General features: G+C 68.9%; 23 protein-coding genes. 16 read left to right on the forward strand and 7 right to left on the reverse strand.

Going from position 1 to position 22,901, the window contains the following annotated elements; translation table 11 throughout:
* Together D7Y11_RS30750 and D7Y11_RS30755 are read left to right on the forward strand one after the other, a co-directional pair.
* Positions 1-313: FtsX-like permease family protein (locus D7Y11_RS30750; protein WP_126935449.1), on the forward strand; the 313-nt coding region annotated here is incomplete at its 5' end.
* Positions 314-524: 211 nt separating this feature from the next.
* The gene (locus D7Y11_RS30755) at positions 525-1,511 is read left to right on the forward strand and encodes a hypothetical protein (protein WP_126935450.1); all 987 of its coding nucleotides are present in this window, start codon (positions 525-527) and stop codon (positions 1,509-1,511) included.
* Between the two features lie 152 nt (positions 1,512-1,663).
* Here D7Y11_RS30755 and D7Y11_RS30760 read toward each other — a convergent pair whose 3' ends face one another.
* Complete coding sequence (locus D7Y11_RS30760; protein WP_126935451.1) at positions 1,664-2,266, reverse strand: hypothetical protein; 603 nt, start codon at positions 2,264-2,266, stop codon at positions 1,664-1,666.
* 202 nt (positions 2,267-2,468) lie between these two features.
* On the opposite strand from D7Y11_RS30760, the gene D7Y11_RS30765 reads away from it, so the two are divergent.
* Together D7Y11_RS30765 and D7Y11_RS44515 are read left to right on the forward strand one after the other, a co-directional pair.
* Entirely contained in the window at positions 2,469-3,221 is a 753-nt protein-coding gene (locus tag D7Y11_RS30765) for a hypothetical protein (RefSeq protein ID WP_233607434.1), read from the forward strand.
* Between the two features lie 22 nt (positions 3,222-3,243).
* A complete protein-coding gene (locus D7Y11_RS44515) occupies positions 3,244-3,723 on the forward strand; it encodes a hypothetical protein (RefSeq protein ID WP_233607435.1) in 480 nt (159 codons plus the stop codon).
* A 99-nt stretch (positions 3,724-3,822) separates the two neighbouring features.
* Here D7Y11_RS44515 and D7Y11_RS30775 read toward each other — a convergent pair whose 3' ends face one another.
* Together D7Y11_RS30775 and D7Y11_RS30780 are read right to left on the reverse strand one after the other, a co-directional pair.
* On the reverse strand, positions 3,823-4,338 hold the full coding sequence (locus D7Y11_RS30775; RefSeq protein ID WP_126935453.1) for a GNAT family N-acetyltransferase: 516 nt from the start codon (positions 4,336-4,338) through the stop codon (positions 3,823-3,825).
* A gap of 18 nt (positions 4,339-4,356) precedes the next feature.
* Complete coding sequence (locus D7Y11_RS30780; protein WP_121752595.1) at positions 4,357-5,472, reverse strand: alpha/beta fold hydrolase; 1,116 nt, start codon at positions 5,470-5,472, stop codon at positions 4,357-4,359.
* A gap of 309 nt (positions 5,473-5,781) precedes the next feature.
* Here D7Y11_RS30780 and D7Y11_RS43495 point away from each other — a divergent pair, with 309 nt between their 5' ends.
* The 5 genes from D7Y11_RS43495 (at position 5,782) to D7Y11_RS30805 (ending at position 10,823) form a co-directional block, all read left to right on the forward strand.
* Positions 5,782-6,648, forward strand: a complete 867-nt coding sequence (locus D7Y11_RS43495; protein WP_158642019.1) for a hypothetical protein — start codon at positions 5,782-5,784, stop codon at positions 6,646-6,648.
* Between the two features lie 129 nt (positions 6,649-6,777).
* Positions 6,778-7,515, forward strand: coding sequence for a dienelactone hydrolase family protein (locus D7Y11_RS30790; protein WP_120575277.1), 738 nt, complete (start codon positions 6,778-6,780; stop codon positions 7,513-7,515).
* A 12-nt stretch (positions 7,516-7,527) separates the two neighbouring features.
* Positions 7,528-8,808, forward strand: coding sequence for an MFS transporter (locus D7Y11_RS30795; protein ID WP_126935454.1), 1,281 nt, complete (start codon positions 7,528-7,530; stop codon positions 8,806-8,808).
* A 53-nt stretch (positions 8,809-8,861) separates the two neighbouring features.
* Complete coding sequence (locus tag D7Y11_RS30800; protein WP_120575275.1) at positions 8,862-10,262, forward strand: hypothetical protein; 1,401 nt, start codon at positions 8,862-8,864, stop codon at positions 10,260-10,262.
* 69 nt (positions 10,263-10,331) lie between these two features.
* Entirely contained in the window at positions 10,332-10,823 is a 492-nt protein-coding gene (locus D7Y11_RS30805) for a hypothetical protein (RefSeq protein WP_120575274.1), read from the forward strand.
* A gap of 2 nt (positions 10,824-10,825) precedes the next feature.
* On the opposite strand, the gene D7Y11_RS30810 is transcribed toward D7Y11_RS30805, so the two are convergent.
* Positions 10,826-12,535, reverse strand: coding sequence for a hypothetical protein (locus D7Y11_RS30810; RefSeq protein ID WP_126935455.1), 1,710 nt, complete (start codon positions 12,533-12,535; stop codon positions 10,826-10,828).
* A 218-nt stretch (positions 12,536-12,753) separates the two neighbouring features.
* Between D7Y11_RS30810 and D7Y11_RS30815 the strand changes: the two genes are divergently transcribed.
* Complete coding sequence (locus D7Y11_RS30815; RefSeq protein ID WP_121752600.1) at positions 12,754-13,152, forward strand: hypothetical protein; 399 nt, start codon at positions 12,754-12,756, stop codon at positions 13,150-13,152.
* Positions 13,153-13,157: 5 nt separating this feature from the next.
* On the opposite strand, the gene D7Y11_RS43500 is transcribed toward D7Y11_RS30815, so the two are convergent.
* Positions 13,158-13,328, reverse strand: a complete 171-nt coding sequence (locus D7Y11_RS43500; RefSeq protein ID WP_158642020.1) for a hypothetical protein — start codon at positions 13,326-13,328, stop codon at positions 13,158-13,160.
* 302 nt (positions 13,329-13,630) lie between these two features.
* Here D7Y11_RS43500 and D7Y11_RS30825 point away from each other — a divergent pair, with 302 nt between their 5' ends.
* The gene (locus D7Y11_RS30825; protein WP_306770474.1) at positions 13,631-14,044 is read left to right on the forward strand and encodes a DUSAM domain-containing protein; all 414 of its coding nucleotides are present in this window, start codon (positions 13,631-13,633) and stop codon (positions 14,042-14,044) included.
* Positions 14,045-14,116: 72 nt separating this feature from the next.
* Here D7Y11_RS30825 and D7Y11_RS30830 read toward each other — a convergent pair whose 3' ends face one another.
* A complete protein-coding gene (locus D7Y11_RS30830; RefSeq protein ID WP_126935458.1) occupies positions 14,117-14,452 on the reverse strand; it encodes a hypothetical protein in 336 nt (111 codons plus the stop codon).
* 127 nt (positions 14,453-14,579) lie between these two features.
* Between D7Y11_RS30830 and D7Y11_RS30835 the strand changes: the two genes are divergently transcribed.
* From D7Y11_RS30835 to D7Y11_RS30855, 5 genes are all read left to right on the forward strand, one after another.
* The gene (locus D7Y11_RS30835; RefSeq protein WP_120598616.1) at positions 14,580-15,047 is read left to right on the forward strand and encodes a MarR family winged helix-turn-helix transcriptional regulator; all 468 of its coding nucleotides are present in this window, start codon (positions 14,580-14,582) and stop codon (positions 15,045-15,047) included.
* A 41-nt stretch (positions 15,048-15,088) separates the two neighbouring features.
* Positions 15,089-16,399, forward strand: coding sequence for a homogentisate 1,2-dioxygenase (hmgA, locus tag D7Y11_RS30840; protein WP_126935459.1), 1,311 nt, complete (start codon positions 15,089-15,091; stop codon positions 16,397-16,399).
* Positions 16,396-17,400, forward strand: a complete 1,005-nt coding sequence (locus D7Y11_RS30845; RefSeq protein ID WP_126935460.1) for a fumarylacetoacetate hydrolase family protein — start codon at positions 16,396-16,398, stop codon at positions 17,398-17,400. Before hmgA ends, D7Y11_RS30845 begins: the two co-directional genes overlap by 4 nt.
* A gap of 79 nt (positions 17,401-17,479) precedes the next feature.
* Entirely contained in the window at positions 17,480-18,880 is a 1,401-nt protein-coding gene (locus tag D7Y11_RS30850) for a 3' terminal RNA ribose 2'-O-methyltransferase Hen1 (protein ID WP_126935461.1), read from the forward strand.
* Positions 18,877-21,435, forward strand: a complete 2,559-nt coding sequence (locus D7Y11_RS30855; RefSeq protein ID WP_126935462.1) for a polynucleotide kinase-phosphatase — start codon at positions 18,877-18,879, stop codon at positions 21,433-21,435. Before D7Y11_RS30850 ends, D7Y11_RS30855 begins: the two co-directional genes overlap by 4 nt.
* 1 nt (position 21,436) lies before the next feature.
* Here D7Y11_RS30855 and D7Y11_RS30860 read toward each other — a convergent pair whose 3' ends face one another.
* The gene (locus tag D7Y11_RS30860; RefSeq protein WP_126935463.1) at positions 21,437-22,750 is read right to left on the reverse strand and encodes a porin; all 1,314 of its coding nucleotides are present in this window, start codon (positions 22,748-22,750) and stop codon (positions 21,437-21,439) included.
* Positions 22,751-22,901: the final 151 nt, after the last annotated feature.

Genomic DNA, 22,901 nt, shown 5'->3' on the forward strand with positions numbered 1-22,901 from the left:
GGCCTACGCGGTGGTGCAGCGCACGCGAGAGCTGGGCATCCGCATGGCATTGGGGGCGAGGGCAGGCCAGCTGATGGGCATGGTGTTGAGCCACTACCTGCGGCTCACGGCGGTGGGGCTGGTGTTGGGGCTGGGGCTCGCATGGGGCGCCAGCCGCGCGCTGTCGCACCTGCTCAACGGCGTGCAGCCCACGGATCCGCTCACGTATGGATTGGTGGTGGCGGTGCTCGGCGCCGTGGCGTTCCTCGCGGCGCTGTTGCCAGCGCGAAGGGCCGCGCACGTGCCCCCGGCGGTCGTGCTCCGGGCGGATTGAGCGCGGGGGCTCGGAGGACAACGGAGCCTCCCTCTTGGCAACCCCCGCTACGAACAGCGTGGGCGACCCGGCAGCGCTCCACGCCCCCGGCCCGTCAGGCCAAGAGGCCCCCTTGTCCCCTCCTTCAGTCCGGCAGCTCTGCACGCTAGGATGGAGCGTCAGCCCCCTGCCCTGAATTGCCTACTCGCACCGCGGCTAGAGGAATACGAGCGTGGCCTTGTCACTTGTGCGTGCTGGACGTCCAGTAACCACCGTCTTCGACTTGCTAGGAGATGACGAGAACGACATGTCCGCTGCGCTGGGATACGCGCTGTCGCAGTCGCCTGCGCTCACACGTGCCGTCATTCGAGATATTTCGGAGGGCTGGGAGCCTGCCCCGGCGCTGGTCGAGAGCCATGGCGTCATTGCATTGCAGAGTGCGCACAGAGGCCATGGCATCACGGATGTTGAAATCTCGCTGGGCAAGGACTTCCACGGAGTCATTGAGGCGAAGCGCGGAGCGCACCTGCCGACGCTTTCCCAACTCCAGCAGTATGCTCCCCTGCTGACTGAATCCCTTGCAGTGCGCCGGGTACTGTTAACGCTGACGGACGTAGCCCCCATGCGTGCCGCAGCAAGCAGCCTGCCGTCGGCTCTTGACGGCGTGCGCATCGTGCACCGAACGTGGCGACAGATTCGAACTCTCGCCCACGAGGCGCGCGCGAAGGAAGGACACGCAGCGAAACGAGTGCTCGACCAGTTTTCCGGCTACCTGGGAGCGATTCTCGGAATGGAAACCCACTTCTCGAACCTCGTGTACGTCGTCTCACTCGCCAGTGGCTTCGGCCCAGGGTGGGGCATCAGTTGGCAGGACATCGTGCGCAAGGAGAGGCGCTACTTCTACCCTGTGGGAAAGGGCTGGCCGGAGCCCCCCAATTACATCGCCTTTCGATATGACAGCTGCCTCCAGTCGATTCACCACGTCGAGAGGCATTCCGTCTATACGAATCACCGCAGCGTCTTCCCCGAAGCGCCAGACGCTGAAGTACCTCCGCACTACTGCTTGGTGCTGGGTCCTGCGATCATTCCACCTCACGAGCTTCGCAATGGACCTCGCATCGCCCGCGCGGCCCGATGTTGGTGCATGCTTGACACCCTCCTCACTGCCTCGACGATCAGTGAGGCGCTTGAAGAAACCCAACGGCGAATGGAAGCTTGATGTTGAAGGCCCCCTGCGAAGAGGCCCGCTGATGGAAACCTGACGGGTTGTTAGGGCCTGCTCAGAAATTACTTGGCCATGAGAGGCGTTCCCAACCCCGGAAAATCGGCCTCCGGGCACGGAAATCGGACAACTAATTTCTGAGCAGGCCCTTACTGCCTCGCGCCACTTCCCGTGGGTTCCACCGAATATGCGCGAATGTGGATTTCCGGACTCAGGTACCACTCACCCTTTAGGGGTGCCGAGACGCGGCAATCGAAAGCGACCTGTAGACTCTGGATGCCGGCTTTGAAGAGTTCCTTCTCATAAAGCGTCAGCGTCTTCTTGGGCGCTTCCATCTTCAGCAGCGGCGAGGGTCTCCTCGCGGAGACAGCGACGACGAGCATGAGCCCGGTGCCGAGCCCCTGAAGTCGCCGGTAGTCGTCGACGGCGTAGCGCAGCATCTTTGACCGATTTGCATTCGCCCAGAGAAGTTTGGTCTCCACGTGGCAGGCGGGCTTTCCTGGTTGGTACTCCCTCCCAACAGCGAGGACCAAGTCAGAGAGTCCTCCGTCTTCGAGCCTGCTTTCTCGCGTCGCCGAGTACTTTGGCCAGGGGTGCTTCTCCGCGAATGCCCATGCAAGCTCCCAGTTCAACCAACCTTCGAAGCTGTTCACCGAGTCTGCGAAGAAGCAGAGTCGACGCTGAAAGTCCTTCTTCAGGGCCAGGCGATTGAGGCAACCAAGGAACTTCTCCCTCAGCTTTGCGTCCTTCATCGAATCTTCTCCTTCTGATTGACACTGCATATGGAACCAGGAGCAGCTCTTCGCGTGGCACCAGTGAGGTGTCATTCTATGCCCCAGGAACATAGCTTCGCCACGACGCAGTGAGGGACCCATGCCTGCCCTCCACTTCATGCTCCAGAGAATGACTGCCCCTCAGGCAAGGCGTTACGCATGGCAGCGAACCTGCGCCTTCATGTTCGTGTTGCTCCTGGCCTGTGCGGGCCCCCGCCTCTACTACCTGCGCTCAGAACTTCCCATTCTGGAAGGGCGGTTCGACCTCGCGGTGGCCCCAGGTCCCTGGCCACACAAGGACGTTCCGGCCGTCGTATCGGACACCGACGCGATTCCGGATGACCTGGTGCTGCCGACGCTCCGGGCATTGATGAGCCTGCCGGGTGCGTCGGATGCCTGCGACCCGAACACCGGTGGTCCACGACCGGATGCATCTGAATACTGCGTCGCCCTCTATAAAACGCCGCAGGACTGGCGTGTTTCATGGCCCATCCGCAACCTCATGAAGGAACGCAGCTCGTGCCAGCCTCCTTTCGGTGGCGTCGACGATGAGTCCTTTGGTCGGAACCTGCCCATCATCGGCTTCGCGCACAATCACCCGTGCGCGACGAGCATGAGCAGTGACGACCTGACCCGATTCCCCGCGATGAAGATGGAGGACGGGCTGTGGACGATGGTGTCCTATGCCGCGAGCCCGGATGGACAGCTGGCGCGTGACTCGAGGAACCGGTTGATTCCCGCATGGGCCTGGCTCGCCACGGGACACAAGGACGAACCTCGCTTCTACAAGTGGAACCCCGCGGGAGAGGTCTTCCAATGGAATGAGGACAAGGCGCTTTGGGAGTTCCAGGCGAACTGTCATCCACAAGAGGCTTCTGGCATGCGCAGCCCCCGCATGCTGCTGCCTCGCTGCTCACCCGAGTTGAAGTGGTAGAAGGGCCCTGGAGCCTGTCCCCATGATGAACCTCCCTCATCACGTCCTTCTCCTCACGCTCCTGCTGGACGGAGGCACGCCTCCCGCCTCTTCTGGCACAGCCGCGAGGGACGGGGGCAGCGTCGTGTCTCCGCCCGTGGTGACGAATGCCGACGGAGGCACCGCCGCCCGCGCCCCCCTCGTCGCGGAGGGGATTGAATGGCCTGACGAACTGCGTCCCCTGGCAACGCTGGACGGACCGGCGGTTCTCGCCGCCCATGCGGCCTTGCAGCGGCTGCTGGCAGGTTTTCCCAAGGAGTATGCGAAGGACTGCTCATATACCGCCAAGGCCATGGAGGTCTCCGTGGCCCAACACGGCGGGATGTACTTCGTGGAGATCAAGCGAAACGTCGCGAAGTGTGGCTGGGCAGCACCTGGATTCAATCCCTCCGCGCACTGGTACGAATTGTATGCCGTGTCGGCGGACGGGAAGGTCCTGGCGCGCTATCCCTATCATCCCTGAAGGCGCCCCTCCGGCGTGACCTGTGAAACAACACATCTCCGCGTCATTCCATGCGCGCTTCGCTCCGGCATCCCGCCCTGCCCCCGCGCGCAGTGAACGTCAGGGAACGATGCGCTTGAAGTAGAGGACCGTGGGGTGCAGCTCACCATCGGTGTGCCGCGCCCAGTCGGGAATCTCGCCGGCGCGCTGCCACTGGAAGTGCTGGTAGACGGACTCCGCCTTCGAGCCCGCCAGCGTGTCGAGCACCAGCAGCGTGCGCCCCGCGACCCGCGCGTACTGTTCAATCTCCTGGAGCAGCAGCGACGCGAGCCCCTGTCCGCGGGCCCGCGAATGCACGAGCAGCTTCTGCACCTCCGCGCGGTGCAGCCCGTTGGGGCGCAGCGAGGGCGCGAGTTGCACGGTGCCGTCGATGCGACCGTCCACCTCCGCGACCCAGAGCACCAGCCCCGGCCCCAGCGCCGCGAGCACGCCCCGCCAGTACTCCACCGCCGCGTCCCGAGAGAGCGGCGGCAGGAAGCCCACCGACGCGCCTCCGTCGACGGAGTCGATGAGCACTTCGGCCAGCGCCTCCCGCTCCTCGGGGGTCGCCTGTTCGAGTCTCCGGATGGAAATCATCCCCACCAGTCTAGCGGCTCACGGCGTGGCGGGCTTCGGAGGCTTCGGCGCGGGGGTGACGCGGGCGCCGGTGCAGCGCAGCAGCTCGTCCATGAGGAGGCGACGACCCCGCTCCGGCCGCTCCAGGTGCACGAAGTGCGTCGCGCCCGGGAGCACCACGGCCTTCACGCTGGCCGCGTGGTTCAGGTGCTCCTGGAGGCGCGTGACGTCCTCCGGCCGGCTCCAGAAGTCGTTCTCCGCGCGCAGGATGAGCACCTTCGCGGTGATGGACGCTCCGTCCCACAGCTGCCGGCCCGTGGCCAGATAGAAGCTGTCCTCCAGCGCCCCGGATGGCGCCCGGAACGCGAACGGAGTGCGTGACGGCCCCAGCGGATCACTCGTGACCGCCTCGCGCTGGAACGACGCCGCCACTTCCGGGTCCCGCCACTTCACCCGCTCCTCTTCCGCCTCGGGCAACTGCCGGTCCCACACGGCCATCAGCGACGCACCCGTGTTCCACCGGTAGGCGCCAATGCCCTCCGCGTTGAAGTGCCCCGGCCGCTTCGGGTCCTCGAAGTCCGTGCCCTTCCCCAACAGCTTGTGCTCCGCGCTGCCCGCGTACAGCGCGTTGAGCATCACCAGGTGGCTGACGTTGTCCGGGTGGAGGCTGGCGTACATGCCCGCCCAGTGACCTCCCGTGGCCCAGCCCACCAACCCCACGCGGCGCTGCCCCGTGCGCGCCTTCACCCAGCCCACCACCGCGTGCACGTCCTGAACGACCTCGTGCGAGCCCACCAGGGGCCGGCCCTTCGCGGGCGTGCTCATGGCCAGGGGCCGCGTGGAGCCGCCATAGCCGCGCGCATCCATGAGGTACACCGCATGCCCCGCGCGGGCGAGCTCCGCCGCGATGGAGCCGCCCTCGACGGGCAGGTCGAACGAGGCCCGCCCCGGCACCCGCGCGCCGTGCAGGAGGATGAGCGGCGGCAGGTTGGCCACCTGCATGCCCGTGTCCTTCACCTCGCGCACGGACACCTCGATGCCCTCCTCCGACGGCACCAGGAACTCCGCGCGCGTCACCTCCGCCCGCGCGCCGGCCCCGAACAGCGCGCCCAGCACCACCAGCGTCCGGACCACGGCCGCGCCTTCGCGATGCATGACCAACGTGCCCTCCCCGCTCCGTAGACTGATGGCGCGATCCTGCCAGGAGCCCCGCGCGGACACACCTCCCGGCCGCCCCGGTCGTGCAACTCTTGCCGTCCGTGCAAGCCTTGCCGGCCCGCACGCGTCGTGGACACGCAAGGATTGCCGTTCCCCACGCCCTCCCTCGACACGCTCCCCAGGGACGCGGTGCTGGCATCCCCGTTGCTCATGTCCCGCCACGTTCCCCGCTGGCGACCCGGCCGGGACGAACCCCGGCCAGCGGACGCATCGCTGGCATTTCCAAACGACGAACGGAGAAGCGACATGCACACGAATCACTTCGCGCGGAAGCTGTTCCTGGCGGCCCCCCTTTGCCTCTTCGCGGTGGGCTGTGGCGGCGACCCCATGATGGACGAGACCCTGGCGGGCGAGGCCCCCACGGGCGAGGCCGTCACCGAGACCGCCGCCCCGGCCGCGCCCGACGACGCGGCCCTCGCGACGGCCGAGCAGGGTGTCAACCTGGGCGGAACCTACTGGTGGGGCACCTCCAACAACGGCCTGACCTCCACCGCCATCGGAACCTCCACGGGCCGGACCTGCTTCCTGACCGGCGTCCAGGGCAACCTGAAGGGCACCAGCTGGGCCGGCGCGGGCGTGTACCAGTACGCCGGCAACTGGCAGATCTTCGTCAACCACACCAACAGCAAGGCGCTGGGCACGGGCGTCCAGTGCCTCGACACCGCCACCAACCGCACCCCTGAGATGGCCTGGTACGACGGCCAGGCGGCGAAGCTCCTGGGCGCGGTCACCGCGTCGCGCCGCTGCTTCCTCACGCAGGTGGAGGCCGCGGGCGGCTTCACGGCCAACTCCGACTACGCCCGCGTCTGGAACGACGGCTACAACTGGTACCTGGGCGGCAGCCTGGGCGGCTCCGGCGGCGCCCGCGCCATCTGCGTGGACGTCCCCACGGCCCAGGGCGGCTGGCTGTGGATCGCTGGCAACCCGGGCACCTTCACGCACAACCTGGACTACAACCCGGGCGGCGTGGCCTGCCTGCTGTCCGGCATCGGCGGCAACTTCAACACCAGCAACTTCAACGACGGCGTCTCCATCGACTACAACAGCGGCACCCGCTACTGGGAGATGACGGTCAGCAACAGCAAGCGCGGCTGGAGCAACTGCGTCAAGTAGCGCAAGCAAGTGTCCGTTTCGCGCGGGGAGGAGGGGGCCCGTCGCGAAACGGATGGCGCATCGCTCGCGCGTGTGGTGTCACCCTCCTGCCGGGCGCATGCACCGCCCGCGCGGGAGGTCACCCACGCCATGCAGGACGTCGACATCAAGACCGCGGATGGAGTGATGGACGCGAAGCTGTTCCAGCCGGAGGGCTCGGGACCGTGGCCGGCGGTCATCATGATTCCGGATGCCTTTGGCATCCGGCCCGTCTTCGAGGACATGGCCCGGCGCCTGTCGAAGTCCGGCTACGTCGTGCTGATGCCCAACGTGTTCTACCGGGACGGACACACCTCGAAGCTGGACCTCCAGGGCTCCTTCGCGGACGAGGCGTTCCGCAAGCGCCTCTACGGCCTCATCGGCGCGCTGACGCCGGAGCGCCTGAAGCTGGACGCGGGTGCTGAGCTGGACTTCCTCTCCCGGCAGCCCTTCGTGAAGGGCCCGAAGGCGGGCGTGGCCGGCTACTGCTTCAGCGGCGGCATCGCCGTGCGCATGGGCGCGGACTTCCCGGACCGCATCGGCGCGGTGGCGTCCTCCCATGGCGGCCGCCTGGCCACGGACTCGCCCGACAGCCCCCACCGCCTGGTGAACCAGGTGAAGGGCGAGCTGTACTTCGGCCACGCGGACCAGGACAACTCCATGCCCGCGGACGCCATCCACACGCTGGAGGCGGCGCTGAAGGACGCGGGCGTGAAGTACCGCTCGGAGCTCTACCCCGGCGCGCAGCACGGCTATTCGGTTGCGGGCTCGGCCGCGTTCAACGCGGAGGTCGCGGAGACGCACTGGAAGAGGCTCGAGGACCTGTTCGGCCGCACGCTGAAGGCCTGAGCCCTGAGCCCGATGTCCCCTGTGCGGCAGCGGCTGCTCTCCATCTTCGGCGGCTCGGTGGGCAACCTCATCGAGTGGTACGACTTCTACGTCTACTCCGCGTTCTCGCTGTACTTCGCGCAGGCGTTCTTCCCGGACGCGGATCCACTGGTGCAGCAGCTCAACACCGCCGGGGTGTTCGCGCTGGGCTTCCTCATCCGGCCGGTGGGCGGCTGGTGGATGGGGCTCTACGCGGACCTCCGGGGCCGCAGGTCCGCGCTGACGTTGTCCGTCACGCTGATGTGCCTGGGCTCGCTGGTCATCGCCGTGTGTCCCACCTACGCGCGCATCGGCGTGGCGGCGCCCGTGGTGCTGATACTCGCGAGGCTGCTCCAGGGCCTCTCCCTGGGCGGCGAGTACGGCACCAGCGCCACCTACCTGAGCGAGGTGGCCACCTCCCGCCACCGCGGCTTCTACAGCTCCTTCCAGTACGTCACGCTCATCATGGGACAGCTCTTGGCCACGCTGACGCTGCTGGTGTTGCAGCGGTTGGTGTTGACGGGCCCGCAGCTGGAGGCGTGGGGCTGGCGCATCCCGTTTGGCATTGGCGCGGCGCTGGCCATCTTCGGCTTCTACATGCGCCGCAACATGGTGGAGACGGAGGCCTTCACCCGCGAGGCCGCGAAGAAGTCCGAGCACCACCCCATGCGGGAGCTCTTGCGCCACCCGAAGGAGATCGCCGTCGTGGTGGGGCTCACGATGGGCGGGACGCTGGCCTTCTACACATACACCGTCTACATGCAGAAGTTCCTGGTGAACTCCGTGGGGCTGACAAGGGATGAGGCCACGCTCATCTCCGCGGGCTCGCTGTTCCTCTACATGTTCCTCCAGCCGGTGCTGGGGTTCGTCTCCGACCACGTGGGACGCAGGCCGGTGCTGATGGGATTCGGCGTGCTGGGCACGCTGTGCACGGTGCCGCTGCTCACTGCGCTGACGCGGACGCGGGACGCCTTCACCGCGTTCCTGCTGGTGCTCGCCGCGCTGGTCATCCTCTCCGGCTACACGTCCATCAACGCCGTGGTGAAGGCGGAGTTGTTCCCCGCGCGCATCCGCGCCCTGGGCGTGGGGCTGCCCTACGCGCTGACGGTGTCCCTCTTCGGAGGCACCGCGGAGTACGTGGGCACGCGCCTGAAGCTGGCCGGGCGCGAGGAGTGGTTCTTCTGGTACGTCACGGCCTGCATCTTCTGCTCGCTGCTCGTCTACACGGTGATGCCGGACACGCGGCGCCACAGCCGCATCGACGCGCCGTCCTGAAGCGCTTGGTGGGAATGCCTGTCCCGGGCGGGACGTGCTAGACGCGCGCGCCCATGACGTCTCCACTCCTGACGCTTCCCCTGCTGCTCCTGCTGGGGCAGTCCTCCGCGCCCACGTCCACCGAGCCGTCCTTCCAGGCGCGGCTGTCCTTCTACGCCACCGACGAGGACATCGACACCCTGGGCGCCCCCACCGCCACCTCCTTCCACGCGGCGCTGGAAGGACATACACCGGAGCTCGCGTCGGGCCTGCGCGCGGAGGCCGCGCTGTCGTTCTTCCTCACCACGGGTGGCTCGCAGGGCATGGGCTTCGCGGACAACGGCAGCACCGTCCGGCTGCGCTACCGGCCCTCCGGATGGGAAGCCGGAGAGGGGCTCTCCGCCGTGGTCCACCCCATGTCCACGTCCCGGCTCTACATGGGCTTCGCCTACCCGGTGACGTGGGAGCGGCAGGCCTTCCCGCGCCGCTCGGCCGCCGAGTCCGCGCTGGAGCTGCGCCTGTCCCGGCAGCGGTGGGACGCCTTCGTGGCGCTCAAGTCCGCCCCCGTACTCGACGACCTGGAGCTGGAGTTCGGGCGCCGCTACGCCCTGCTGGCGGGCGGCTTCCTGGACGTCACGCCCGAAGTGCGGCTGGCCGTGAAGGGCACCGTGCTCGACCGGGGACAGATTCCCGGCGCCGCGATCCAGGGCATCGAGATGCACGTCCCCATGCGCGGCGCCTCGCTGGGCGCGGTCTGGCACCGGGGCGCCCCCATCGGGAACAACGTCGACCTGAAGCTCTACCAGGGCGACCCGACCTTCTTCGAGCGCTTCTTCCAGCCCGAGACCTACCCCGGAGGCTTCGCGGCGTCGGTGTCGCTGGAGGGCAGCATCGTGTCCCAGGGGCTGCTGGATCCGGACGCCTTCCTCCAACGGACCACGCAGACGGGAGGCGCGGGGGCCCTGGAGGCGCGGGTGAAACAGGGCTTCTGGCGCGCGCACGCGTTGGCCTACGTCCGCACGCTGTCCTTCATCCAGCTCGACGCGCCCGGGATCCCTCCGTACATCGCCTTCATGAACGACGCGGAGACCCGCGCGGAGGTCTCCGGGACGCTGAGCAGTGACTACCACCTCCAGGACTGGGGGCTGACGCCCGGGCTGCTCGTGCGCGTCACCCGCCCCGCCTCGCTCCGGAACGCGCCGGTGGGCATCCCGGGCCGCAACTACACCGCCGTGTTCCAGGGCCCCAACCTCCTCAGCCTGCTGCCCGAAGGCGAGGCCCCGGGGCTGGTGGTGACGGCGAAGGCCACGGTGCGCTGGGACCTGGGAAAGGTGGCTGGCGTACTGGCGGAGATCTCCTACACGCACGACCCGAACCGGACCCGCTTCGAGGATGACGTCACGGGCGTCGGAACGCCGGTCTTCCAACCCGCGAATGCCGTGGGCTTCAGCGTGCTGCTCCAGGCGCGCTTCTGACGCTGGGAGTCAGGAGGCGGTGATTGGCGTCCCTGCGCGGCCGGGTGCGAGGATGCCGTTCCGCCCACCATGCGCAACGCATCCGCCCGTCCCCTCTCCGAGGCCGCAGTCCCCGAGTCCCCCGTCGTCCCGCTCGTCCAGCCCGCGGCCCGGCTGATGGCCCACGCCGCGGCGTGGCTGATGCTGGTGGGCCTGCTCACCGGCGGCTACGTCTCCGCGGCGATGACGGGCAAGGTGCCAGCGGATCCGCAGATGGCGCTCGCCGCGCACCTGAACGCGCTGATGGGCACGTTCTTCCTCCTGGGCGTCGCGTGGACGCTGCCCATGCTGCGCTACGGCCCCGTGGGACAGCGGCGGCTGGCCTGGGCGGTCATCGTCGCCAACTGGGCCAACTGGGGCATCACCTGCGTGAAGGCGTGGCTGCGCGTATCCGGCGTGGACTTCATCGGGCAGCCCGCCAACGACGCCGTGTTCGGCGCGCTCACGGTGTCGGTGGTGCTGCCCGCGCTTATCGCCGCGGGCGCGTGGGTGTACGGCTTCCGGCGCTCAGAAGCCCGCTGACGTCAGAAGGCCGTGCGGGTGAGCGCGAAGTCGGAGCCCGCCCAGGCCGTCTTGAAGCGTTGATTCACGGCGTTGGCTTCCGCCGTGCGCCCCTGCCCCTTCAGCGACCAGGCGAGTCCGAAGAGGGCCCAGCCATTGCCGGGGTTGCGGCGCAGGTCCTCCCGGTAGACAGCCTCCGCGGCCTTGTATTGCTTCGCGTCCAGCAGCGCCGCGCCCTGGAAGTGACGCACGGGGTAATACCAGTCACTGGGCTCTGAATAGGCCAGCTGATCCGCGGCGCGCACCGCGTCCTCCCAGCGCGTCAGCGCGTCGGCGCAGCCCTGGCGCTCGGAGATGGATGCGTCGAGCACGCGGGCCGCCACGTCCAGCACGTCCTTCGCCGAATTGTTTCCAGCGGTCATCGTGTCGGGAACGTTCGCGGCCAGCTTCACCAGCTCCGCGTGCTCCGAGCGGGCCTCCTTGAACTCCCCATTCGCCGCGAGCGCCAGCCCGTGCGCGTGCAACCACAGCCCCGTCAGCACCGGGTACTTCGGGTCCGGCCGGGGCTCCGTGAGCAGCGCGTCGTAGCGCCCGAAGCGCACCATCGCGAGCAGGGGTTCCGAGGCGAAGAAGTCCATGCCCGGCATCTCCTTCAGCATCTCAGGCGGCAGGACATTCGCGGACTCGCGCGCGGCGCGGATGGACTCCCCCGCGCGTCCCTCCATGGAGGAGGAGAACGACAGGAAGCCCCAGTTGTGGGCCAGGTACATCGGGTAGTAGCCAATGGGCTCCACCTGGCGCAGATAGTCATTGTCCGCCTGGACAGCGCGGCGGTTGCTCTCCGAGGCATCCGCGTACCGGCCCACCCGCTGGTAGATGTGCGCCGGCATGTGCACCAGGTGGCCCGCGCCGGGCATCAGCCCTGGCAGCCGCTCCGCGGAGGGCAATGCGCGCTCGGGGTACTCCGAGGCCTCGATGGTGTGGATGTAATAGTGATTGGCGCCCGGGTGGTTCGGCGCGCGCGCGAGCACCGTCTCCAGCCGCGAGACAATCTCTCCCGTCCCCGGCTCCGGCTTGCCCTCCAGCGTCCACAGCTTCCACGGGTTGAGGTTCATCAGGGACTCGGCGAAGAGCACCTGCACGTCGTTGTCATCCGGGAAGCGCTTCGCCACGTCGCGCATGGCGTTGGCGTAGGACTGGGAGAAGGGCTTCATCTGCTCGGGCGTGCGCGGCTCCGGCCCGCCGTAGCGCCGGGACAGCGCGCCGATGAGCGCCTGCTCCGTGGGGGTCGCCGTGGGGGCGAGCGCCTGGGCCTTCCGCAGGGCCGTCCATGCAGTCGCGGCCCGGTCCGGCAGCATGGGCACGTTGTAGTTGGGACCGAGCACCAGGGCGACGCCCCAGAAGCAGCTGGCGCAGGAAGGATCCAACTGCGCGGCGCGGGCGAACGAGCGCGCGGCCTCGTCGTGGTTGAAGGCATACGTGAGCCGCATGCCCTGGTCGAAGAAGGCCTGCGCCTCGGGCGACCGGGTCGTCACCTTCCGCTGGAGGGTCCCCAGGTCATCGAAGAGCACCGCGCCCTGGGCGAGCGAGGTCAGGCTCGACAGCGCGGAAGACTTGCCATGCGCCCCGTGCGCGGCCGCGCCAGCATCCGGCGGGCTGGCGTCCTGCGCTCCGGCATACGTGCCCGGGACAATCAAAGACGGGATGAGGATGAACAGGAGTTGCGCGCGCATGAGGTCCCCTCGGGCCTGCGATCTTCCAGGAACGGTGGGGGGACCTGGCGCACGCGGCAATCGGCTCCGGGCGGGGTGTCAATCCAACCGATGCCCCCCTTGCCCGGGATGCGTCCGGCGGCACCGGCGCCAGTCAGGACAGCCATGCTAATTTGGTGGTCCCAGGAATTCCCATGCAAGTGCCGCATGGCCTCCCTGGGAGGAAAGAGCCCGCCGCCATGTCGTCCCGTCGAAGCCTGTCCTGGAGCGTCGCTGTCCTGTTGTCCTTCGCGGCCACCGCGGCCTTCGCGGAGCCGTCCGCGACGGCCCTGGAGATGGCCACGCAGGCGGTGTGCGCCGCCGCCGAGTCATCCGAGGCCCTGACCTCAGAGCCCACGCCCGAGGAGGCCGCGAGCCTGGTCTGTGTCTCCGTCCGGTGCTCCTCCGAGGATGACTGCTGGAACGCGTGTCCCAACGCGCGGTCCGTGACGTGCGCGCGCAACGCCTGCTCCTACCAACTCCCGGGCGGAGGCGGCGGTGGTGGCCCGACGTGCCCGTCCAGCCGTTGCATCGACGACTCGGATTGCGTCTGCGGCACGCGTCAGGGGTATTGCAACAACCGCGCTTGCACCTACTGACCCGGTCAGAAGTTCACGGCGATGAGGGGAACGGAGGGGCGGGTCTTCAGGTCCCGCAACTCCGCCTCCAGTCGGGTCTTCTCTTCAAACAGATGCGTAATCAGAACACCCGATTCATGGGGATGCTCGTGGCGGCGTTCGCGTTCGTGGGCGCGGGCTGTGGTGGCGGCGCCCATGTGCGGGCAAGCGACCCCCAGCCCAGCGCCACCGCGGAGTACCTGGCCCAAGCGCAGTGCGGCCCCCAGGATTCCACCGTCAGCTGCTGCGTGAAGAGGCACCCAGGCAATCCTGCTCGCTGTGGGGCCACGGAGTTGGAGGCCGAGGACATCCTCCTGTTCGCTCGGGCCGCCGAGGAACTCTCCCGCGAACTTCCGGAGTGGAAACGCGCCTGCCTGGAGACGTATGTGCAATGCCAGGAGGACCACTGGTCCGGCTCCTGCTACGACTGCTTCCGATACTGCGAAGGGCAGCGGGGCGAATGGCCGGACGACAGGTGCCGTCCGAAGAGGAAGAGGCGCTGAGCATGTCCGAGGACGTCAACTGGGATGAAGTGCGATCCCTCGCCGCCCGCGTAGAGGCGGGCGAAGCGTTGGTGCTCACCCCGGACGTGCGCGAACTACTGCTGCGCACGGCACGCGAGGTGGCCATCCCCGAGGCCGACGCCCAGGCAGCCATCCAAGACGTCACCACCGCGACGGCCCTGCTCCGCGAGGAGCGGGGGCGAATCCGAAGCAGCTCCATGCGGATGATGACTGCGAGGTCCGAGGTCCGTCGGCTCCGGCAGACAGGAGACACCGAGGGCGCTCGGAAGGTGATGGAGGACCTGCTCGCGGTAGAGGTGGTGCCGCTCTACCGCGAACTGGCGGAGATAGCCCTGGAGGACATGGACTGACGGGCGCTCATCCACACTTCGAGCACCGCACCAGCCACCGCTTCACGAAACTGCCCCCGGGCCAGACTCCGCTTAGAAGTTCACGGCGATGAGGGGGACGGAGGGGCGGGGCTGCCACTGCCGCGAGCGCAGGCCATCGCGGCGGGCCCGCAGGTCCCGCAACTCCGCCTCCACCTGGGTCTTCTCTTCGACGAGCGCTTCGCGGCGGGCCTTGTTCTCCCGCGCGATGCGCCCTCCCCAGCTGAAGCCCACGACGACCAGGACCACGCCCACGACGCCCACGGCCGTGATGGGCAGACCCACGAGCAACTTCGTCGTCTGATCCAAGCCTGAGTCCATCAGGCCGTCGATCATCACCGGCACGCCAATGAGCAGCGCCGCCGCGAGGATGAAGCCGATAGTCGTCATGACCTTCGAGCTGCGAGGGCGCCCCAGGCGGATGCCCTCAATCCGGGGACGGATGGGCGCGCGACACCAGCACCGCCCCCACGCGAGCCGTGGCACCCGGGCCGCGCTCGCTATAGTCGGACGCCCGATGAAGAAAGCACGCACCGCGAGCCTCACCCTCGATGAGTTCCTCCCCTATCGCCTGTCGGTCGCGGACAACGTCGTGAGCCAGCGCATCGCCCGCGTGTACGCGGCCGAGGACGGCCTCTCCACGCAGGAGTGGCGGCTCATCGCCGTCCTGGGCGAGGACGGGGAGCGCTCACAGCTGGAGCTCGTCCGGCGCACGCGCATGGAGAAGGTCCCGGTGAGCCGCGCCGCGCGCTCGCTGGAGGAGCGCGGATTGGTGCGGCGCGCCACGAGCCAGAGCGATGCCCGCTCGCGGCGCCTGACGCTGACCGCCTCGGGGCGCAGGCTCTACCAGCGGATCGCCCCCGCCGCGCTCGAAGCGGAGGCGGAGGTGCTCGCGGAGCTGTCGTCCTCTGAACGCGAGGTGCTGCGCTCCCTGCTGGAGCGCGTGGAGCGGGCCGCCATCCGCGCCCTCAAGCCCGGCCCCTGAGCCTTGCCGGATTGGTTACATCTGTTACTATTTCGGGCGCCATGGAAAACGTCCGCCATCTGACAGGCTTTGGAAACGAGCACGCATCGGAGGCTGTCGCCGGTGCGCTTCCCGTAGGCCAGAACACGCCCCAGCGCGTCGCGTTCGGCCTCTACGCCGAGCAGCTCTCCGGCACCGCGTTCACCGCGCCTCGCGGCGTGAACCGGCGCACGTGGATGTACCGGCTGCGGCCCAGCGCGGGCCACCCGGCGTACCGGCCCGTGGAGGCCCGCACGCTGAAGAGCGGACCGTTCCGGGAGGTGCCCCCCTCGCCCAACCGGCTGCGCTGGAGCCCGGCGCCCATGCCCACCACGCCCACCACCTTCCTGGAGGGCCTCTTCACGCTGGGCGGCAATGGTTCCCCGGCCGAGAACGCGGGCGCGGCGGTGCACCTCTACGCGGCGACAGCGTCCATGACGGACACCGCGTTCTTCAACTCCGACGGTGAGCTGCTCATCGTCCCCCAGTCCGGGACGCTGCGCATCGTCACGGAGCTGGGCGTGCTGGAGGTTCCGCCCGGCCACGTCGCGCTCATCCCTCGCGGCATGCGCATGCGGGTGGAGCTGCCCGGCGGTTCCGCGCGCGGCTACATCTGCGAGAACTACGGCGCGCAGTTCCGGCTCCCGGAGCTGGGGCCCATCGGGTCCAACGGCTTGGCGAACCCTCGCGACTTCGTGGCGCCCCACGCCGCGTATGAAGACGTGGAGCGTCCCACGCGCGTGGTGCAGAAGTTCCAGGGGAACCTCTGGGAGACGACGCTGGACCACTCGCCGTTCGACGTCGTGGCCTGGCACGGCAACAACGTGCCGTACACTTACGACCTGGCGCGGTTCAACACCATCAACACGGTGAGCTACGACCACCCGGATCCGTCCATCTTCACGGTGCTCACGTCGCCCAGTGACACTCCGGGAACGGCGAACTGCGACTTCGTCATCTTCCCGCCCCGGTGGATGGTGGCGGAGAACACCTTCCGGCCGCCCTGGTTCCACCGCAACGTGATGAGCGAGCTGATGGGCCTGGTCCACGGCGTCTACGACGCCAAGGCGGACGCGTTCCTGCCCGGCGGCGCGTCGCTCCACAACTGCATGAGCGCCCACGGCCCGGACCGCAAGACGTACGAAGCCGCCGTCGCCGCGGAGCTGACGCCGAAGAAGATCGACAACACGCTCGCCTTCATGTTCGAGACCCGCTGGGTCATCGCGCCCACGCTCCAGGCCATGGAGAGCCCCGTCCTCCAGAAGGACTACGACGCCTGCTGGGCGGACCTGCCCAAGGCGAAGATGTCCTCCACGGGAGGCGGCCAGTCGTGAAGCTCGCCTCGGTCGACGCAGGACGGGACGGGCGGCTCGTCGTCGTGACGAAGGACCTGTCCCGGCAGGCGGATGCGTCCGCCATCGCGCCCACGCTCCAGGCCGCCCTGGATGACTGGGACCGCCACGCACCAGCCCTGCGCGCGCTGTCGGAGCGGCTGGAGCGCGGAGAGGTTCCGGGAGCGCCCTTCGACCCCGCACGGTGCGCGGCGCCCCTGCCCCGCGCCTACCAGTGGGCGGACGGCTCCGCGTACGTGAACCACGTGGAGCTGGTGCGCAGGGCGCGCGGCGCGGAGCTTCCGCCCTCCTTCTGGACCGACCCGTTGATGTACCAGGGCGGCTCCGACGGGTTCCTCGGGCCGCGCCAGCCCATCCCGCTCGCCGACGAGGCCTGGGGCTGCGACATGGAGGGCGAGGTCGTGGTGGTGACGCGCGACGTGCCGCTGGGGGCCACGCGCGAGCAGGCCCTGGGCGCCGTCGTGCTGGTGGGCCTGGTCAACGACGTGTCGCTGCGCAACCTAATTCCGAACGAGCTGGCGAAGGGCTTCGGCTTCTTCCAGTCCAAGCCCGCGTCGGCGTTCTCCCCGGTTTTCGTCACGCCGGACGAGCTGGGCACCGCATGGCGGGAGGGCAAGCTGCACCGCCGCCTGGAGGTCTTCCTCGACGGCGAGCCCTTCGGCCGCGCGGAGGCGGGCGTGGACATGACGTTCGACTTCGGCACGCTGGTGGCTCACGCGGCGAAGACGCGCTCGCTGTGCGCGGGCAGCATCGTGGGCTCCGGCACGGTGTCCAACCGGGGCCCGGACGGCGGTCCCGGCAAGCCGGTGAGTGCGGGTGGGGCGGGCTACTCGTGCATCGCGGAGGTGCGCGTGGTGGAGACGCTCCGGGACGGTGCGCCGAAGACGCCGTTCCTGAAGCGCGGCAACCGGGTGCGCATCGAGATGCGGGACGACTCGGGCGCCAGCATCTTCGGCGCCATCGACCAGTCAGTCGGCGGGTAGGCGGAGAAGAAGGGGCTTCTTCCGTCAGGGCCCCTTGTTCCACCCGTCCAGCGCGCAGCAGGATTCACGCGCGCCCCCCATGCTCCTGACCCTATCGACGACCCATTCGCCCGCGACAGACCTGGGCTACCTGCTGCACAAGAACCCGGAACGGCCCCAGTCCTTCGAGCTTCCCTTCGGACTGGCGCACGTCTTCTACCCGGAGGCCTCCGCCGGCCGCACCACCGCGGCACTCCTCCTGGAGGTGGACCCCGTCGCCCTGGTGCGCGGCCGTCCGTCGTCCGGAGGCCAGGGCGGCACGTTGGACCAGTACGTCAACGACCGGCCCTACGTGGCGTCGTCCTTCATGAGCGTGGCGCTGTCCCGCGTCTTCGGCACCGCTCTGTCGGGGCGAAGCAAGGACCGGCCGGAGCTGGCCGCACAACCCCTGCCCTTCTCCGCCCGCCTGTCGGTGCTGCCCTGCCGGGGCGGTGAAACCTTCCTGCGCCGCCTCTTCGAGCCGCTCGGCTACACCGTCACCGCGACCCGCCACGCGCTGGACGAGACGGTGCCCGCGTGGGGAGACAGCCGCTACTTCACCGTGACGCTGGAGGGACAGGTGCGCCTGGGCGACCTGCTCTCGCACCTGTACGTCCTCATCCCGGTGCTCGACGACGACAAGCACTACTGGGTCGGCGACGAGGAGGTGGAGAAGCTGGTGCGCCACGGTGAGGGCTGGCTCGCCACGCACCCGGAGCGCGAACAGATTGCCCGCCGCTACCTGCGCCACCGCCACAGCCTGGCGCGCGAAGCCCTGGAGCGGCTCGCGGGCGACGAGGCCCCCGAGCCCGAGGAACGCCAGGAGGCGCGCAACGCCGAGGAGGCCGTGCTCGAGTCGCGCCTGAGCCTCAACGAGCAGCGGCTCCAGACGGTGATGTCCGTCCTCCAGGAGCACGGCGCCGCGCGCGTAGTGGACCTGGGCTGCGGCGAGGGCAAGCTCATCAAGGCCCTGCTGAAGGACCGCCGCTTCACCGAGCTCGTCGGCATGGACGTGTCCTACCGCACGCTGGAGATTGCCCACGACCGGCTCGGCATCGAGCGGATGCCGGACCTGCAACGGCAGCGCGTGAAGCTGCTGCACGGCTCGCTCCTTTACCGCGACCAGCGGCTCGCGGGCTTCGACGCCGCCACCGTCATCGAGGTCATCGAACACCTGGACATGCCGCGCCTCGCGGCCTTCGAGCGCGTGCTCTTCGAGTACACGCGGCCGGGCCTCATCCTCCTCACCACCCCCAACGCCGAGTACAACGTGCGCTTCACCTCGCTCCCCACCGGTACCTTCCGCCACCGCGACCACCGCTTCGAGTGGACCCGCGCCGAGTTCGAGGCGTGGGCGGCCAGCATGTGCGAGCGCTACGGCTACACCGTGAGCTTCCTGCCGGTGGGAGAGAACGACGCGGAGGTCGGCGCGCCGACGCAGATGGCGGTGTTCACGCGATGAACATCCACATTCCAGAGCTGTCCCTCGTCGTGCTGATTGGCCCGTCCGGCTCGGGGAAGTCGACCTTCGCGCGCCGGCACTTCAAGCCCACGGAGGTGCTCTCCTCGGACACCTACCGCGGCTTCGTGTCCGACGACGAGAACAACCAGGAGGCGACGAAGGACGCCTTCGAGACGCTGCGCTACGTCGCGGCGAAGCGGCTGGCGCGCGGCCTGCTCACCGTGGTGGACGCCACCAACGTGCAGCCGGAGTCCCGCAAGGCCTTCGTCGAACTGGCGCGCGAGTACCACGTGCTGCCCGTGGCGCTGGTCCTGGACGTGCCGGAGCGCACCTGCATCGAGCGCAACCAGCAACGGCCGGACCGCGCCGTCAGCTTCCGCTTCGTGCGCAACCAGGTCTCGCAGATGCACCGCTCCATGCGCGGCCTGGAGCGCGAGGGCTTCCGCCACCTCCACGTCCTCAAGCCGGACGCCATCGAACGCGTGGTGCTGGAGCGCCAGCCGCTCTGGTGCAACCTCAAGCGCGAGCGCGGGCCCTTCGACATCATCGGAGACATCCACGGCTGCCGTGAGGAGCTGGAGGCGCTGCTCGCGAAGCTGGGCTACCAGGTGCGTCCGCGCGCGGACGGCACGCCGGGTGTCGAAGTGCGCCCGCCGGAGGGCCGCAAGGCCGTCTTCCTGGGCGACCTGGTGGACCGCGGCCCGGACATCCCGGGCGTGCTGCGGCTGGTGATGGACATGGTGGAGGCCGGCACCGCGCTGTGCGTGCCGGGCAACCACGAGATGAAGCTGCTGCGCAAGCTGCGCGGCAGCAAGGTCAACGTGTCCCACGGCATGGCCCAGACGCTGGAGCAGCTGGAGAAGGAACCGCCGGAGTTCCACCAGCGCGTGGCGAAGTTCATCGACGACCGGGTGTCCCACTACGTGCTGGACGACGGGCGCCTGGTGGTGGCGCACGCGGGCCTGAAGGAGAGCATGCAGGGCCGGGGCTCCGGCCGCGTGCGCACCTTCGCGCTCTACGGCGAGACGACGGGCGAGACGGACGAGTACGGCTTTCCGGTGCGCTTCAACTGGGCGGCGGAGTACCGGGGCCGCGCGTCGGTGGTGTACGGCCACCAGGCCGTGCTGGAGGCCGAGTGGGTCAACAACACGCTGTGCGTTGACACCGGCTGCGTCTATGGCGGCCAGCTCACCGCCCTGCGCTACCCGGAGCGGGAGCTGGTCTCCGTCCCCGCGCAGCGCGTGTACTGCGAGCCGGTGAAGCCCCTGGCCGCTCCGGCTCCGTCCGGCCTGAGCGCGCAGCAACAGGCGGATGACGTGCTGGACCTGGAGGACGTGCGGGGCAAGCGCGTCATCTCCACGCGACTGGCCGCGAACGTCACCCTGCGCGAGGAGAACACCACCGCCGCGCTGGAGGCGATGAGCCGCTTCGCCATCGATCCGCGCTGGCTCATCTACCTGCCGCCCACCATGTCGCCGTCGGAGACGAGCACCGAGCCCGGCTTCCTGGAGCATCCCCAGCAGGCGTTCGACTACTACCGCAAGGAGGGCGTGGCGCAGGTCGTCTGCGAGGAGAAGCACATGGGCTCGCGCGCCGTCGTCGTCATCGCGCGCGACGCGGACGCCGCCCGCCGCCGCTTTGGCGTCACCTCCGGCGAGACGGGCGTCTGCTACACGCGCACCGGCCGGCGCTTCTTCACCGATGAATCCATGGAGGACGCGTTCCTCGCGCGCGTCCGGGCGGCGCTGGACGCGTCCGGCTTCTGGGAGGAGCTGAAGACGGACTGGGCCTGCCTGGACTGCGAGCTGATGCCCTGGTCGCTCAAGGCCCAGGAGCTGTTGCGCGACCCATACGCCGCCGTGGGGGCTGCCTCCCGCGCGGCGCTGACGGACGTGGTGTCCGTGCTGGGGCAGGCCACCGCCCGGGGACTGCCGCTGGGCGAGCTGTCCGCGCGCTTCACGGACAAGGCCACCCAGGTGCAGCGCTACGTGGAGGCGTACCGGCGCTACTGCTGGCCGGTGACGTCGCTGGACGACGTGCGGCTGGCACCGTTCCACCTGCTGGCCACGGAGGGCGCGACCCACGTGGACAAGGACCATGTCTGGCACATGGAGACGCTGGGCCGCGTGTGCCGTGCGGACCCGTCGTTCCTCGTGGCCACGCCCTACCGCGTCGTGGCGCTGGAGGACGTGGACGCGGTGGCTGGCGGCGTGCGGTGGTGGGAGGAGCTCACCGCGCGCGGCGGCGAGGGCATGGTGGTGAAGCCCTTCGGCTTCGCGGTGCGCGGACGGAAGGGCGTGGTGCAGCCCGCCATCAAGTCCCGGGGCACGGAGTACCTGCGCATCATCTACGGCCCGGAGTACACCTCGCCCGCGAACCTGGACCGGCTGCGCCAGCGGGGCCTGGGCACCAAGCGTTCACTCGCGCTGCGCGAGTTCTCGCTGGGTGTGGAGGGCCTGGAGCGCTTCACGAAGAAGGAGTCCCTGCGCCGCGTGCACGAGTGCGTCTTCGGCGTGCTCGCCCTGGAGAGCGAGCCCGTCGACCCGCGACTCTGACTCAGTAATTGAACTGGAGCTGGAGGCGCGTCACGTGCCCCTGCTCCTGTTCATACGGGTAGCGCGACGAGGTGCGGTCCGCGATGACGTAGGCGGCCGTCAGCTCCAGCGCCTTCCAGATCTGCCACTCCGCGCCCAGCTCCAGCTCGCGCACGTCGTAGAGGGGGGCGTTGGTCTCGAACTTCTTGCCGCCCTTGTAGAGCGTGCCGCGCACGTAGGGGATGAGCGACACGCCCACCACGCCGTCCAGCTTGTACATGAGCTGCGCGTAGCCGCCATGCAGGTTGCGGCTGTCGATGAGCAGCGCCTCGTCCGGGAACGAGCCCAGCGACGGCCCACGCCCGATGTTGTATTCGGCCTGGAAGCCCAGGGGCTGCGGGTAGATCATCAGGCTGACGATGGCGCGCGCATCCACCATGTTGGGGCCACGCGCCAGCGCATAGGCCGCGTCATCGCGCGGGGCCGCGCTGAGGTTGAAGCGGCCGTAGTAGGCGCCGGTGCCGACCTCCACGTACTGGGAACCGAAGAGGAAGGGATAGCTGACGCGCGCGACGGCGTGGGGGCTGTTGTTGCGCTCGGCGCGGTTGGCCGTCTGGCCGTTGTAGACGCCCAGGCCCACCACGCCGTAGTCGCCGGAGCCCTTGAGGCCGCTGTCGACGAGGTACTTGAAGCGCTCGCGGATGTGCGAGGGCGCCCAGTAGAAGAACACGCCCACGTCGCGCTCGTCCTTCAGCGCGCTGTTGATGGCGTCGTTGCGGTCCAGCGCGAGGCGGTTCTGGCTGGACTGGAGGTTCTCGAAGCCGAACGGCACCTTCGACTGGCCCACGCGGAAGCGGAACTCCTTCTTCGCGTCCACGAAGATGTCCGCGTACCAGTCCCGCATGACGGCGACGTTGTACTGGTCACCGATGACGGAGGCGAAGTCCGGCTGCAGGTAGATGGACACGTGCGGGTGCACGTCCCCGAAGATGACGAGCCGCGCGCGGCGGATGCCAAAGCCGGTGTCCTTGCCCAGGAAGCGGTCGCCCTGGTCGTTGATGAGCGAGTCGTTCACCCGGAAGCTGGGCAGCCGGTTGTAGCGGACCTGCGTGTAGCCCCGGAGGCGGATGCTCTCGTACCAGGGCTTGCTCTTCTCCTTCTCCTTTTCCTTCTCCTCCGCGGGGGGCGGCAGGGCCGCGGGAGGCACGACCTCGCCCTGGGGAGCGGGCTCGGGCGGAGTCTCCTGGGCCTGGGCCAGGGTGGAGGAGGAGAAGAAGAGCGCGGTACCAACCAGCAGGGCCTGAAGGACGGAGCGGTGGGACGAAGCGAGGGTCATGGGTTCGTGGGAGACGGGCGGGGAGCAGGGAGGGACCCGCCCGGTCCCGTTGTGGCGCTCCCGTTACCGAAGAGCGCGGACCTCCGCCACACACCACCCCCCGTTGTTGCCACACCGTTACCGGCGACGCGGTCCTGTCACACGAACGAGC

It is taken from the genome of Corallococcus sp. AB018, from assembly GCF_003986945.1.
Taxonomy (GTDB): Bacteria; Myxococcota; Myxococcia; order Myxococcales; family Myxococcaceae; genus Corallococcus; species Corallococcus exiguus.